Here is a 13736-nt window from a genome sequence, read left to right on the forward strand (position 1 = left end):
CGGCTGCTTGGATCCGGTGACGGCACCGGGGTCGGCCCGCGCCGGGATCGGGGACGCCCATGACCGCACCGGTGATCGAGACCCACGGCCTGCGCAAGGAGTACCGCAGCCGGGGCGGCACCCGGGTGGCCGTGCAGGGACTCGACCTCGCGGTGCCGGCCGGTGGGGTGCACGGGTTCCTCGGGCCCAACGGCTCGGGCAAGACCACGACGATCCGGATGCTGCTCGGCCTCTCCCGCCCCACCGCCGGCACCATGGCGCTCTTCGGCGAGAAGGTGCCCCGCGCGCTCCCCCGGGTGATCGGGCGGGTCGGCGCGGTGGTGGAGTCGCCCAAGTTCTCCCCCAACCTCACCGGGCGGCAGAACCTGCTGCTGCTCGCCCGCTCCATCGGGGTGGGGGGCGCCCGCGTCGACGCGGCCGTGGAGACCGTGGGCCTCACGGGCCGTGACGGTGACCCCTTCCGCTCCTACTCCCTCGGCATGAAGCAGCGCCTGGCGATCGGCGCCACGCTGCTGAAGGACCCCGACCTGCTGATCCTCGACGAGCCGACCAACGGTCTCGACCCCGCCGGCATCCGGGAGGTCCGCGACACCGTGCGCGACCTCGGCGCCAGCGGCACCACGGTGCTGCTGAGCTCCCACATCCTCGCGGAGGTGCAGCAGGTGTGCACCTCCGCCACCATCATCGGCAACGGCCGGCTGCTGGCCAGCGGCCCCGTCGACGACCTCCTCGAGGTCGGCACCACCTTCCGCGTGGTCACCGACGACCCGGTGGCGGCCGCGGCCGTCCTGCGCCGCGCCGGCCTCGTGGTCACCGACCCGCCCGGCGACGACCCGGGCACCCCCGCGCACGCCCTCGAGGTGGAGACCGACCGCCCCGGCGAGGTGACCCGCCTGCTCGGCGAGGCCGGGCTCTGGCTCACCGAGCTCACGCCGGCGCGCGAGGACCTGGAGACCTACTTCCTGCGGCTCACCGCCGACGACACGATGGGCGGGCGGTGATGGGCGCGCTGCTGCGGGTGGAGCTCACCCGGCTGCGCTGGCGCCGGGCCGTGCTGCTGCTGCTGGCCGCCGCGGTGCTGGTGCCGGCGGTCGTCGTCGGGGCCACCGCGTGGAGCACCCGGCCGGTCACGGCCGACGACCTCGCCGAGGTCCTCGAGACCTACGACGACCGGTTCCTGCGCCAGGAGCTGCAGCGCTGCGAGCGTCGCCCGCAGGACTACGGGCTGGAGGACGCGACGGCCGGCGGGCTCCCCGACGCCTGCGGCACCGCGGTGCTCAGCAGCTACGCCTTCCGCTCGCCGCTGAGCCCGGCCGACGAGCTGCAGAGCGGATCGATGCTCGTCGTCGCCATGGTGCTGGCGCTGCTGATGGTGCTGCTCGGCACCACCTTCACCGGACACGACTGGAACAGCGGCTCGATGAGCAACCAGCTGCTGTTCGAGGCCCGCCGCGCGCGGGTGTGGGGCGCCAAGGCGCTCGCCGTCACAGGTCTCGCGCTCGTGGTCGGCGTGGCCGTGCAGCTGGCCTGCTGGGCCGTGCTCCTGGCCTTCGCGCAGGCGCGCGACCTGTCCCCCACCGGCGGCGTCGTGCTCGACGGCGTGGAGCAGTCGCTGCGGGGTGGCCTGCTGGTCGCCGCCGCGGCGTTCGGTGGCTTCGCGCTGACGATGCTGCTGCGCAGCACCGTGGCCACCCTCGGGGTGGTCTTCGCCCTCACCGTGCTCGGCGGCACCCTCATCGGCATCCTGGGCGGCGACCAGGCGCAGCGCTGGCAGCCGCAGAACAACGTGGTCGCGCTCGTCACCGACCAGATGGAGTACTACAGCGAGTCCGCGCTCGACCCGGCCTGCTCCGGGCGCCGACCGCCGCGGGACGTCGACTGCGACGGCAGCCAGCGCATCTCGGCGGTGCAGGGCGGGTCGTACGTCGGCGTCGTGGTGCTGCTGACGGGTGCGCTGTCGGTGGCCTCGTTCCGCCGCCGCGACGTGCCCTGAGCCCGGCCCGGGGGCGCCGCACGCCGGCCGCACGCCGGCCGCACACCGGCCGCACACCGGACGGCGGCGACGTGGCCCACCGGCGTAGAGTCGGGGCGTGACGACCGCTCCTGCCCCCGAAGGCCGCAAGCTCCTCCGCCTGGAGGTCCGCAACGCCGAGACGCCCATCGAGCGCAAGCCCGAGTGGATCAAGACCCGGGCCAAGATGGGCCCCGAGTACACCGAGCTGATGGGCCTGGTGAAGTCCGAGGGGCTCCACACGGTGTGCCAGGAGGCCGGCTGCCCCAACATCTTCGAGTGCTGGGAGGACCGCGAGGCCACCTTCCTCATCGGCGGCGACCAGTGCACCCGGCGCTGCGACTTCTGCCAGATCGACACCGGCAAGCCGCAGCCCCTCGACCGCGACGAGCCGCGCCGCGTCGCGGAGTCGGTGCAGAAGATGGAGCTGCGCTACGCCACGATCACCGGCGTCGCCCGCGACGACCTCCCCGACGGCGGTGCCTGGCTGTACGCCGAGACCGTGCGCGCCATCCACGAGCTGAACCCCGGCACGGGCGTGGAGAACCTGATCCCCGACTTCAACGGCCGCCCCGACCTGCTCACCGAGGTCTTCGAGTCGCGCCCCGAGGTGCTGGCCCACAACGTGGAGACCGTGCCGCGCATCTTCAAGCGCATCCGCCCGGCGTTCCGCTACGAGCGCTCCCTCGACGTGATCACCCAGGCCCGCGCGTTCGGCCTGGTCACCAAGTCCAACCTCATCCTCGGCATGGGCGAGACCCGCGAGGAGGTCTCCCAGGCCCTGCGCGACCTGCACGAGGCCGGCTGCGACCTGATCACGATCACCCAGTACCTGCGCCCCTCGGTGCGCCACCACCCGGTCGAGCGGTGGGTGAAGCCGCAGGAGTTCGTCGAGCTGCAGGCCGAGGCCGAGGAGATCGGCTTCGCGGGCGCGCTGTCCGGCCCGCTGGTGCGTTCGTCCTACCGCGCCGGTCGGTTGTACCGTCAGGCCATCGAGGCGCGCTCCGCAGCCGCCTCGCGCTGACCTCGAGACCACCCGCAGAACGACTGGGAGCACACGTCCGCATGGCCCGAAAGAAGGACGCCCCCGCGGGCGCCACCCCTGTTGTCGCCCCGAAGACCTCGCGGCGCCACCAGTTCGCCGAGACCTACCGCATCACCAAGCGCACCGACCCGAAGATCGGGCTCTGGCTGCTGCTGGCCTTCCTGGTCGGGGCGGCCGTCGGCTTCGCGGTCTTCTGGATCCTGCCCGGCTCCGGCGCCATCGCGTGGGTGCTCTCGGTCGTCGGCGCACTGCTGTTCGGCTCGCTGGCCGCGCTGATCCTGTTCGGTCGACGCGCGCAGAGCTCGGCGTACGGGCAGATGGAGGGTCAGGCCGGTGCGGCCGCGGCCGCCCTGCGGATGCTGCGCAAGGGCTGGGTCACCACCCCCGCGGTGGCCTTCACCCGCCAGCAGGACGTCGTCCACCGCGTGGTGGGGCCTCCCGGCATCGTGCTGGTCGGTGAGGGCAACGCCCACCGCACCCGCCAGCTGCTCACCGCCGAGCGCCGCAAGCACGAGCGCGTGGCGGGCGGTGCGCCCATCCACGAGGTCGTCTGCGGCCGCGAGGAGGGCCAGGTGCCGCTGCCGAAGCTGGTCAAGCACGTGCAGAAGCTCGGGCGCCAGGTGAAGCCCGCCGAGATCACCGACATCCGCAACCGGCTCAAGGCGCTCGACGCCCAGCGTCCCGCGGTGCCGCTGCCCAAGGGCCCGGTGCCGACGAGCATGAAGGGCATGCGCCAGAACATGCGCGGCCGCTGAGCCCTGCACCTGCCCGCACCTGCCTGCACCCGCCGTACGACGAAGGGCGCCTCCCCGGCCGGGGAGGCGCCCTTCGTGGTGCAGGCGGGAGGTCGGCTCAGCCCGCGGGGGTCCCGCCGGGCTGGCTCATGCCGCCCATCAGGTCGTCCATGCTCTGCACCTTTCCGGCCGGCGGCGCCTGGATGTCGACGGGGTCGCCCCAGTTGTCGTAGGTCATCGTCATGGTGCCGGTCGGGCCCATCTCGATGACCGCACGACGGAACAGCCCGTCCTCGTCGATGAAGATGTCGTAGGCGATGGTCTTCGGCATCTGCGACTTCGCGAGCTCCTGCAGCTCGGGGTCGAGGGTGTCGAGCATCGCGGTGCCGTCGAGGACGAGGGAGTAGGCGTCGACGGTGTCGCCGTCGATGTCGTCCTGGCCCTCGTAGGTGGCGGTCTGGATGCCGCCCTCGAGGGCGTCGAACATCGTGCGCGGGTCCATCTGGTCGGTCATCATCGACCCCATCGGGTTGTTCGGGTCGTCGAGGTCCATCTCGACCCAGGTGTCGGGCCCGGCGATGCCCGACATGTAGATGACGTTGTCGAGCAGGACCATGTCGATGCTCTGGCCGCCGAGCTCCATGGTCATGTCCATCGAGTACGGGTCGGTGGAGAAGTCGGCCTCGCCCTCGGCCTCGGTGGCCATGGCGCCCTCGCTCTGCAGCGTGACCTGGGCGGTGGTGGCGTTCTCGAACGACGCCGCCATGATGTCGGCCATCTCGGCGGCGCTCACCTCCTCGCCCTCGGCCACGTCGGCCGGCTCGGCGTCGGTCGACTCGTCGCCGGAACCGTCGGTCGACTCGTCGGCGGAGTCGCTGGGGGCGTCGACCGAGGTGTCGGCGGCCTGCGAGGAGTCCTCGCCGGTGGTGTCGTCGAACGTGTCGCCCTCGCCGCCGCAGGCGTTGAGCGAGACCAGCGCGAGCGGGACGACCGCCGCGGCCGCGGAGCGGCGCAGGGTGCGGCTCCAGGTGGTGGTGCGTGACATGGGGTGCCCTTCAGGTCGACGTACGCGGGTGTCCCCCCGATGATCGCCCACGGGTGGTGGGGGTGAAACCTCCCGGACGGTCACGATTCCGTGACCCGGGCGTGAAGATCCGGCCGGCCGGCGTCGCGGTGGCGCCGTGCGCCTCAGCGACCGACGAGCGCGCGGTAGGTCTGCAGGGTGAACACGGCCGAGCCGGCCACCATGTCGTGCAGGCCGCGCCCGTCGGGACGGAACACCAGCGGCGGGATCACCAGCGCGACCAGCACGTGGCGCACCAGGCTGCGCAGCGGCGGCACCGGCGCTCCGGTCGGCACCGACACGACGCGCAGCCGGGTGACGACCTGGCCGAAGGAGCCTCCGGCGAACGACGTGAGCACCGTCGCCTCGAGCACGTAGACCAGCAGCGTCCAGGACTGCTCGGTGCTGCCGACCTCGGCGTAGGCGTCCCATCCGACGATGAGGATGACGACCAGGGTGGAGGCCAGCCAGTCGACCAGCAGGGCCACCACGCGGCGACCCCACGACGCGGTCTCGGGGCCCTGGTCGGTCGGTCGGGTCGCAGCGGTGCTCACGCGTCCAGGCTAGGCGGGCCGCCCGCACGACGGCGCACCGAGCGCGCCGTAGCGGGGTGGTGACCGCCCGCCGAGCCTCTGTTACATCCCCGACACACAACCGATACGGTCGTGAAACTGCCGTCTCCCTAGGGTGGCGGCACCCACCGGTGCAGTGTCGCGCCGGTCTGTCCGCTCCCGACCCGCCGGCTGACCACGTAGGACAGCCAAGGAGGACGAATGTTCCAGAACAGCGACGAGCTGCTCGCCTATATCAAGGACGAGGGCGTCGAGATGGTCGACGTCCGCTTCTGCGACCTGCCCGGGGTCATGCAGCACTTCACCGTGCCGGTGTCGTCGTTCGACCAGTCCGTCTTCGAGGACGGCCTCAGCTTCGACGGCTCCTCGATCCGTGGCTTCCAGGCCATCCACGAGTCCGACATGTCGCTGTTCCCGGACCCGACGACGGCCTACCTCGACCCGTTCCGCTCCTCCAAGACGCTCGTGGTGAACTTCTTCATCCACGACCCGCTCACCGGTGAGGCCTACTCCCGCGACCCGCGCAACATCGCGCGCAAGGCGATGGCCTACCTGCAGACCACCGGTGTCGGCGACACCGCGTTCTTCGCCCCCGAGGCCGAGTTCTACGTCTTCGACAACGTGCGGTTCGAGACCAAGGCCAACGCCGGCTACTACGAGATCAACTCCTCGGCCGGCGCCTGGAACACCGGCGACTCGTTCGAGAACGACAACCGCGGCTACAAGGTCAAGTACAAGGGCGGCTACTTCCCCGTGGCCCCCACCGACCACTTCGGCGAGCTGCGCGACGAGATGGTCATCGAGCTCGAGAAGTCCGGCCTCCAGGTCGAGCGGGCCCACCACGAGGTCGGCACGGCCGGCCAGGCCGAGATCAACTACCGGTTCGACGAGCTGCTCAAGGCCGCCGACGACGTGATGAAGTTCAAGTACATCATCAAGAACACCGCCTGGCGCAACGGCAAGACCGCCACGTTCATGCCCAAGCCGATCTTCGGCGACAACGGCTCCGGCATGCACGTGCACCAGTCGATCTGGAACGAGGGCTCGCCCCTGTTCTACGACGAGACCGGCTACGGCGGCCTGTCCGACATGGCCCGCCACTACATCGGCGGCATCCTGAAGCACGCCCCGTCGCTGCTGGCCTTCACCAACCCGACGGTGAACTCCTACCACCGTCTGGTGCCCGGCTTCGAGGCCCCGATCTCGCTGGTCTACTCCCAGCGCAACCGCTCGGCGTGCGTGCGCATCCCGATCACCGGCTCGAACCCGAAGGCCAAGCGCATCGAGTTCCGCTGCCCCGACCCGTCGGCCAACCCGTACCTCGCCTTCTCGGCGCTGCTGCTGGCCGGCCTCGACGGCATCAAGAACAAGATGGAGCCGCCGTCGCCCATCGACAAGGACATCTACGAGCTGCCGCCGGACGAGATGGCCGACATCGACCAGGTGCCGACCTCGCTCAACGCCGTCCTCGACTCCCTCGAGGCCGACCACGAGTTCCTCACCGCCGGCAACGTGTTCACGCCCGACCTGATCGAGACCTGGATCGACTACAAGCGCCAGCACGAGATCATGCCCGTGCAGATGCGCCCGCACCCGCACGAGTTCGAGCTGTACTACGACATCTGATCAAGACACCCCGTCTGACCTGCGGCGGAGGGTTCAACCCTCCGCCGCAGTCCGCAGATTGTCCGCACGAGCCGCCATTGCACTGTCGATGGCGGCTCGTGTGCTGTCGTCACTGTCTGGCCAGAGGTGCCCGTAGGTGTCGAGCGTGGTCTTAGCGCTGGCGTGACGTAGCCGTGCCTGTACGACCTTGACGTCGGCGCCGCTGGCGATCAGGAGCGAGGCGAAGTAGTGCCGCAGGTCGTGATACCGGAACCCGGGCGGCAGCCCAGGAACTTCGGTCCGAGCCGCCCGCATCGCCCGCTCCAGCGTCCAGGGGCTCAACTGCTGGCCCCACTCATTCACGAGCAACGTGGCGTCACGGCGGGTGGTCCGTTCGACGTGCGCGGCGAGCTCGAGCGCAAGTGCCTGCCCGATCGACACCGCCGTCTGCGACGTCTCCGACTTGAGGGGCTCCACCGGTTACTGGACCGCGGGCGTGATGACGCCACGCATGAAGTCGACGTCTGAGATCCGCAACCCGCAGGCTTCCGCCAGGCGCAGGCCCGAGAACGCACCGAGGAGCACCGCGCCGCGCATGTGCTCAGGCATGACGTCGTAGAGCGCCCAGACCTGCTCCGCCGTCGCCACGTATGCGCGCTGCTTGCCCGCGGCCGCCGACGTGCGTCGCGAGCACGGTGACTTGGCCACTAGCCCGTCGTGGACGGCGTCGGTGTAGATCTGCGCGAGCCGGGCGTGAAGCGCGTAAATGTACGAGTCGGACAGCCCCTCGGCTGCCAGCTGCGCACACCACGTCCTCACGTTCGACGGACGGACTCCATCGAGCCGCAGGTCGCCGAAAGCCGTTCGGATGCGGGCGATGTGCACCTCGGCCTGGCGCACGGTTGACGCGCGGTTGCCGCGGTAGCCGTCGAGCCAGGTGTCGCACCACTCCCCCACCGTCACCCGGGCAGTGCGCGGGGCGACGTGGCTCCCGGTTACGACCTTGGCGGTCTGCCCGTCGAGCCACCTTTGGCCGTCGACACCGACCGGACCCGCCCCGCGGGTTCTCGGCCGAGGACTACCGGCGCACCTTCGCCACCCCGCCCCCGCGGCCGGTGCGCAACAACGTCACCCGCGCCCGCGACCGGCTCGTCGAGGCCATCCACGCCGCCGGCCAAGCCGCCGCCCTCCTCGAGGACACCGACGCCTCCCGCACCCCCGCCCACGCCACCGCCGAGGACCTCCGCACCGCACGCAGGCAGCTGCGCGGAGCCCTCGACGCCCTCCCAGAGAAGTGAGGCACACCGTGACCACCACGCCCACCCACCCCGACGTGGTGGCCCTCGCCAACTTCGGGCGAGGCACCAAAGAGCAGGTGCAGGATTCGATGGGCGCCGTGCAACGCGGACTCCCCGAGGGCGCCATCCTGTGCTGTGCCGAGATCGGCGAGGGCGACCGCGGCTACGACGACCACGCCCTGCTCGGCCGCATCTTCGCCGGCTGGCGCATCGTCCACGGCGACACCCGCGAGCCCATCGTCATGGACGTCGAGGGCCCCAAGGCGCTGCGGTCCGCACGAACCGACTGTGGCGCAAGCGGGCGATGCTCGGGGTGACCCGCCAGTCCCCGCCGCGGCACGTGCAGGACGTCGTCGTGCGACGACCCGACGGCACCGAGCTCGCCGTCATCACCGGCCACCCCCCCGGCCGGGGCGAAGAACGGCGACCGCAAGCCCCACATCAAGGCCGTGCTGCTCGTCGGCTGGCTGCGGATGCGCCACCTTAAAAAGAAGCGCCGCCGGCACCACCGCCGCAAGGGCCGCGACGTGATCGTGGCGATGGACCGCAACACCCGCCGCCTCAACACCAGGCCCCACGAGGTCGTGCTCTATCACCACGGCCCCGACTGGATCACCGCGATCCCTGCCCCCGGGCGCCGAGCCCGCAAGACCGACTCCGGTCACATCCACATGTACATCGAGCCCCGCCTGCACGACTGCCCATGGGTGGCGGTCGAGTTCACCGACAAGGAGACCCCGTGAAGCTGAACCCGCCCCGCCGCGTCCGCGCGCTGCTCTACGTCGTGACCGCCGTCAGCACGCCGGTCGTGGCCTACCTCCAGGCCCGTGGCGTGATCGGCGACCTCGAGACCGTGCTGTGGTCCGCCGAGGTCGCCGTCGTCACCGGCCTCGCGGCCCTCAACACCCCTGCCGAGGTTGAGGACGTCGACGGCCGCCACGAAGCCAAGGCCGCCTAGCCCGGCTGTGGTCCGGCCCCGGGCTTGCTGGGGGCTTCGCCCGGGACCGGAATGTTCAGTGCTACCCACCCGCGCCGTCCGCGAAACCGCCCCCGTCACCCTCACGCAGGGTGGCGGGGGCGGCTTCCGTGCGTCAGCGCGCGGGGGTGGTCTTGCGCTCGCAGGAGGAGATCACGTCGAGGTTCTCGTCCGCTGTCACGGTGTCGCGGCCCTCGCCGCAGTCAGCGGAGTCGACGGTGTCGTCATTGACGGTGAGCTCGTCCTTACCGCCCAGGCCCATCACCTTGTCGCGCCCAGCCCCGGCCTGCAGGAGGTTGGCCTTGCCGTTGCCGATGATCGTGTCGGCGCTCGCAGATCCTTGGGCGTTTTCGATGCTGCGCAGCTCGTCGCGCGCACCTGCGGGCCCGTCGGTGGCGTTGCCGTCGTTGGCACCTCCACCCGAACGAAGGTCGATGACCACGCCTCTGTCGGATTCGAAGTAGCCCACGAAGTCCCACTCGCCGGCCCCGCCGACCATCAGGTCTGCACCCGGAGCGTTCGCGAGGAAGTCGTTACCGGCATTACCGCGCACGTCGTCGTCGCCGTTCTCACCGAACAGACCGTCACCGCCGACACCACCCCGCAAGAAGTCATCACCGTCTGTCCCGTAGAGGCCGTCGGAACCGGCGTTGCCGAAGAGACGGTCATCATCCCCGCCTCCCAACAACAGGTCATCGCCGTCGCCGCCACACACAGTGTCGTTGCCACCCACCCCGTAGAGCCGGTCGTTGCCGCCCAGGCCGGAGATGACGTCTGGACCGTCGCTGCCGAAGAGCTCGTCGTCGCCTGGGGTGCCGGGGATAGTGACGACCTTGCCGTCGCAGAGGGGAACGATGATGCCGCCCTCGGCCTGTGCCGAAGAGGTGAACCCGACGACGAGGCCGGGCAGCATGGCTGCCGCAGCGAGGGCGGCGGCGGTACGGGGCAAAGGACGGGCAGGCAGGCGCACGGGCGACCTTCCGGAGAGGCCCACAGTGGTGAGCGCGGGGGCGCGGGCGCGCAGACGCGGGCACGCGAGAACCACCCAATCATGGGGCTGCGCCAGTGCTGAGTCCCCCAGTCGGCGTAGTCCATTCGGGGGGTTATCGCCTAGTCACAACCGGCCTCCTGGGGGCCTAGAGTCGTCACAGACACACGACGTAAACGCCTGTCACCGTTCGGGCCATGACGCTTCGACGACACCTGCCCACCGTCGCCCTCTGCAGCGCGACCGTGGTCCTCTCCACGGCAGGTGGCGCCACCGCCGCACGCCTGATCACCGGCGCCGACATCAAGGACGGCACCATCGCCTCCGCCGACCTGCGCAACAACGACGTCCGCGGCCCCGACCTGGCCCCCAACGCCGTCAACAGCAACAAGGTCCGCGCTGGCTCCCTGGACGGCACCGACATCCGCGACGACTCCTTGACCGGCGACGACATCGACGAGACCACCCTCGACAGCGGAACCGCGACCACGATCTACACGTGGTCCGCGCCGTACACCTACGGCTCGCGGGACGGCGCTGGTTTCAGCCTGCTCGACATGACCTCCGAGGCAACGTTGCCCGCCCGCAGCATCGTCACAGGACAGGAGTTCACCGCCACCTCGAGCTGCGAGAACGTGAACCTCAACGCCCAGCTCGTGAACGGCGCGCAACTGGCCACCGCCTACGTCCCCAACACCGAGAACCTGTTCTGGACCACCACCGGCTCGACCGCGAAGAAGCTGCGGGTCTCTGGGTTCGACAACGCCGGGCGGCCCTGCAGCGGCACCTTCACGCTCAAGTTCGCCGTCCAGGACAACCCCACCGGCACCGCCGCAACCTTCAACTGAATCGCGGCCCACGTAACGCCCGCACCTCGCCCGCCCCCGTCACCCTCGCGCAGGGTGACGGGGGCGTTCTGCGAGTCAGCTCCTCTGGGGGTCCTTCTTACGCTCACACGCGTCGAGCACGTCGAGGCCCTTGTCGTACACCGCCTTGTCGAGGCCCTTACCGCAGTCGGTCGAGTCGACCGCGTCGTCGTTGACTACGAGCAGGTCGTCGCCGCCGCGGCCCACCACCTCGTCGCTCCCGGGGCCGCCCTGAAACTCATTGGCCTTGCTGTTGCCGATGATCGTGTCCGCGCTTCGGGATCCTTCGACGTTTTCGATGGTGCGCAGCTCGTCGCGCGCACCCGCCGGCCCGTCGGAATCGTTGCCGTCGTTGGCACCTCCACCCGGGCGGAGGTCGACGACCACGCCTGCCTGCGAGCTGTTGTAGAACACGAAGTCCTCGTCGGCGCCGCCGACCATCAGGTCCGCGCCGTCGTCGTTGTCGATGTAGTCAGGGCCGCCGTTGCCGAGCACGACGTCATCGCCCAGCTCGCCGTACAGAAGGTCTTCGCTGAGACCGCCGCTCAGGAAGTCGTCGCCCTCCCTCCCGAGGAGCTCGTCGCCTCCGTCGTTGCCGAAGATGCGGTCGTCACCCCCGTACCCGCTTACCAGGTCGTCGCCGTCTCCGCCGCATATCACATCGTTGCCACCCAACCCCCGGATCATGTCTCCGCCGCCCAGGCCGGCGATGACGTCCGGACCCTCGGTGCCAAGAAGCTCATCACCGTCCTGGGTGCCGGCCAGAGTGACGGGTTGGCCGTCGCAGGTCAGGACGACAACGCCGTCGGCTTGCGCCGAGACGGAGGTCATCCCGACCGCAAGGCTGAGCAGCATGGTCGCCACGGCGAGGCCGGCGGCAGTAGGAGGTAAGGGACGGGCAGGCAGGCGCACGGGCGACTTTCCGGAAAGGCCCACGGTCGTGGGCGCGGGGACGCGGCGCGCATTTGCGGGCACGCGGGGACCCCTCAAGGATGAGGCCCGGCTGGGCTCGGGTCCCCCATTCGGCGCAATCCGTTCGGGGGTTCTCACCTAGTCACACTCAACCGACCGGGAACCGGCCACGGCGTGATCGTCAGGCGCAAGGTCATCGCCCGCGTCATCACGGACGGGCACGTCGTCGCCGGCGACGCCGCGCCACCGGCGCCACCCTCAGGGTCATTTACACCCTACGGTCCGACTGTCGTGCGGATCGGCCTGAAGCCCCAACTGCCGGAGTAGCTACGTCGCCACGGCCGCGGTGGGAGCATGCGGCGGTGACGTTGTTCCAGTTCGTGGCCAGTCTGCTTCCCGTCGCCGTCATCTTCGCGATCGGCGTCTTCTTCCTGCGCCGCATCCTGCGTGCAAAGCGCGAGAACAACCAGGCAGTAGCGAGCCTGTGGTTTCTGAAGTTCCTCGGCGTGATCCTTCTGCTCATGGCGGCCCTCGCCGTCGTCAATCTGTTCCTACCTGAGTAGCCGCCCCCGGCACCCTCACGCAGGGTGGTGGGGGCGGCTTCGTCGTCGCTCCTTTCTATACCCGGCTCGGCGCGGTGTGGGCAACGCCTGGGTCCGCGTCCGGGCCGCCCCCAGAACCGAGGATCTGTGCGAGCAGGTTGAGGCCCGGACGGTCCACGGAGCGATCGTTGGCACTGAGGATGGCGACGGCCGCTCCGTGGTCTGGGGCGATAGCGAGCAGGCTGCGGTAGCCGCCGGTGGCCCCGCTGTGGAGCAGCACCCGGTCCTGACTGCGGGGCAGGGTGCCCGAGATCCAGCCAAGATGGACGGCGGCTCTGGTGTTGATGCGGTGCGCGGTCGTGTGCGTGAGAGAGATGGCCGCGGACAGTTCTTCGGGTGTCTGACCGGTCTGCGCTCGGGCCAGCGTGAGCAGGTCGGGCATGGTGGAGTGCAGACCGCCGGCGCCGGCGAGTGCGGCAAGGTGCCAAGGTGGGCGGGGGCGACCCAGGCGGGAGTAGCCGGCAGCCAGTCTTGCGGCGCGTTCGGGGTCGAGAGCCACGTGCGTGTCGCTCATGCCAAGGGGCCGGCAGATGAGGTCCTGGATGAGTGTGTTGTATTCGGCGCCGACATGGCGCGCCAGGATGAGCCCAAGGAGACCGGCACCGAGGTTGGAGTAGCGGAAGCGGGTGCCAGGCGCCGACCGCAACCGGGTGCGCCGCAGTCCGTCCATCATGAGCTCGCCCGTGCAGCCCGCGTAGGGGTCCGAACTCCAGAGAGCCCGCGGCAGCAGTCCCTTAGGGAGCCGGGGCAGTCCGGAGGTGTGGCAGGCGAGGTGGGCCAGCCGGATCACCTCCCCGCCCCTTTCAGGAGCCGTGATGTCGCGGGGAAGTAGGTCGCGCAGCGGTTGCTCCAAATGGACGACGCCCTTAACAGCGAGCTGGGCGAGGACGAGCGCGGTGAACGTCTTTGTTACCGAGCCGATCTGGAACAGAGTTCGGGGGTCTGCGCCGTGCATTGCCGACTGCTCGTCGCGGACTGCTCCCACGACGATAGAACCGCGCGATCGGGCACAGAGCCGATCTGCGGATCGACGTACCTGATCCTCAAGGGTCGCGCTCAACACT

Annotated in this window: 18 protein-coding genes; 11 read left to right on the top strand and 7 right to left on the bottom strand. The window is 70.3% G+C overall.

Features of this window, described 5'->3' with window-relative positions; genetic code table 11:
* Positions 1-59 precede the first annotated feature (59 nt).
* The 4 genes from AC4OR8_RS10525 (at position 60) to AC4OR8_RS10540 (ending at position 3811) form a co-directional block, all read left to right on the top strand.
* Positions 60-1001 (top strand): ABC transporter ATP-binding protein, encoded by a 942-nt coding sequence (locus tag AC4OR8_RS10525; RefSeq protein ID WP_492165504.1) that lies wholly within the window; start codon positions 60-62, stop codon positions 999-1001.
* Positions 998-1993: a hypothetical protein gene (locus AC4OR8_RS10530; RefSeq protein WP_492165505.1), complete on the top strand. Its 996-nt coding sequence runs from the start codon at positions 998-1000 to the stop codon at positions 1991-1993. Before AC4OR8_RS10525 ends, AC4OR8_RS10530 begins: the two co-directional genes overlap by 4 nt.
* A 97-nt stretch (positions 1994-2090) precedes the next feature.
* Entirely contained in the window at positions 2091-3035 is a 945-nt protein-coding gene (gene lipA, locus AC4OR8_RS10535; RefSeq protein WP_492165506.1) for a lipoyl synthase, read from the top strand.
* Positions 3036-3076: 41 nt separating this feature from the next.
* Positions 3077-3811, top strand: a complete 735-nt coding sequence (locus AC4OR8_RS10540; protein WP_492165507.1) for a DUF4191 domain-containing protein — start codon at positions 3077-3079, stop codon at positions 3809-3811.
* Positions 3812-3908: 97 nt separating this feature from the next.
* Here the strand turns inward: AC4OR8_RS10540 and AC4OR8_RS10545 are convergent, their stop codons facing one another.
* Complete coding sequence (locus AC4OR8_RS10545; RefSeq protein ID WP_492165508.1) at positions 3909-4835, bottom strand: SCO4651 family lipoprotein; 927 nt, start codon at positions 4833-4835, stop codon at positions 3909-3911.
* A gap of 143 nt (positions 4836-4978) precedes the next feature.
* Positions 4979-5407, bottom strand: coding sequence for an RDD family protein (locus AC4OR8_RS10550; protein WP_492165509.1), 429 nt, complete (start codon positions 5405-5407; stop codon positions 4979-4981).
* A gap of 219 nt (positions 5408-5626) precedes the next feature.
* Here AC4OR8_RS10550 and glnA point away from each other — a divergent pair, with 219 nt between their 5' ends.
* Positions 5627-7051 (top strand): type I glutamate--ammonia ligase, encoded by a 1425-nt coding sequence (glnA, locus tag AC4OR8_RS10555; RefSeq protein WP_492165510.1) that lies wholly within the window; start codon positions 5627-5629, stop codon positions 7049-7051.
* 33 nt (positions 7052-7084) lie between these two features.
* Here the strand turns inward: glnA and AC4OR8_RS10560 are convergent, their stop codons facing one another.
* Both AC4OR8_RS10560 and AC4OR8_RS10565 read right to left on the bottom strand, forming a co-directional pair.
* Positions 7085-7507, bottom strand: coding sequence for a tyrosine-type recombinase/integrase (locus tag AC4OR8_RS10560; protein WP_492165511.1), 423 nt, complete (start codon positions 7505-7507; stop codon positions 7085-7087).
* Positions 7508-7510: 3 nt separating this feature from the next.
* Positions 7511-7993 (bottom strand): site-specific integrase, encoded by a 483-nt coding sequence (locus tag AC4OR8_RS10565; RefSeq protein ID WP_492165512.1) that lies wholly within the window; start codon positions 7991-7993, stop codon positions 7511-7513.
* A gap of 152 nt (positions 7994-8145) precedes the next feature.
* On the opposite strand from AC4OR8_RS10565, the gene AC4OR8_RS10570 reads away from it, so the two are divergent.
* The 4 genes from AC4OR8_RS10570 (at position 8146) to AC4OR8_RS10585 (ending at position 9286) form a co-directional block, all read left to right on the top strand.
* The gene (locus tag AC4OR8_RS10570; protein WP_492165513.1) at positions 8146-8328 is read left to right on the top strand and encodes a hypothetical protein; all 183 of its coding nucleotides are present in this window, start codon (positions 8146-8148) and stop codon (positions 8326-8328) included.
* 8 nt (positions 8329-8336) lie between these two features.
* A complete protein-coding gene (locus AC4OR8_RS10575) occupies positions 8337-8645 on the top strand; it encodes a hypothetical protein (protein WP_492165514.1) in 309 nt (102 codons plus the stop codon).
* A gap of 132 nt (positions 8646-8777) precedes the next feature.
* Complete coding sequence (locus tag AC4OR8_RS10580; protein ID WP_492165515.1) at positions 8778-9071, top strand: hypothetical protein; 294 nt, start codon at positions 8778-8780, stop codon at positions 9069-9071.
* Complete coding sequence (locus tag AC4OR8_RS10585; protein WP_492165516.1) at positions 9068-9286, top strand: hypothetical protein; 219 nt, start codon at positions 9068-9070, stop codon at positions 9284-9286. Before AC4OR8_RS10580 ends, AC4OR8_RS10585 begins: the two co-directional genes overlap by 4 nt.
* Before the next feature lie 133 nt (positions 9287-9419).
* Here the strand turns inward: AC4OR8_RS10585 and AC4OR8_RS10590 are convergent, their stop codons facing one another.
* A complete protein-coding gene (locus AC4OR8_RS10590) occupies positions 9420-10274 on the bottom strand; it encodes a calcium-binding protein (protein ID WP_492165517.1) in 855 nt (284 codons plus the stop codon).
* Positions 10275-10489: 215 nt separating this feature from the next.
* Here AC4OR8_RS10590 and AC4OR8_RS10595 point away from each other — a divergent pair, with 215 nt between their 5' ends.
* Positions 10490-11140, top strand: a complete 651-nt coding sequence (locus AC4OR8_RS10595; protein WP_492165518.1) for a hypothetical protein — start codon at positions 10490-10492, stop codon at positions 11138-11140.
* Between the two features lie 75 nt (positions 11141-11215).
* On the opposite strand, the gene AC4OR8_RS10600 is transcribed toward AC4OR8_RS10595, so the two are convergent.
* Complete coding sequence (locus tag AC4OR8_RS10600; protein WP_492165519.1) at positions 11216-12013, bottom strand: calcium-binding protein; 798 nt, start codon at positions 12011-12013, stop codon at positions 11216-11218.
* 419 nt (positions 12014-12432) lie between these two features.
* On the opposite strand from AC4OR8_RS10600, the gene AC4OR8_RS10605 reads away from it, so the two are divergent.
* The gene (locus AC4OR8_RS10605; protein ID WP_492165520.1) at positions 12433-12633 is read left to right on the top strand and encodes a hypothetical protein; all 201 of its coding nucleotides are present in this window, start codon (positions 12433-12435) and stop codon (positions 12631-12633) included.
* 55 nt (positions 12634-12688) lie between these two features.
* Here the strand turns inward: AC4OR8_RS10605 and AC4OR8_RS10610 are convergent, their stop codons facing one another.
* Positions 12689-13735: a serine hydrolase domain-containing protein gene (locus AC4OR8_RS10610; RefSeq protein WP_492165521.1), complete on the bottom strand. Its 1047-nt coding sequence runs from the start codon at positions 13733-13735 to the stop codon at positions 12689-12691.
* Between the last annotated feature and the right edge of the window lies 1 nt (position 13736).

The sequence above is a fragment of the Nocardioides sp. FY1077 genome (assembly GCF_058681775.1).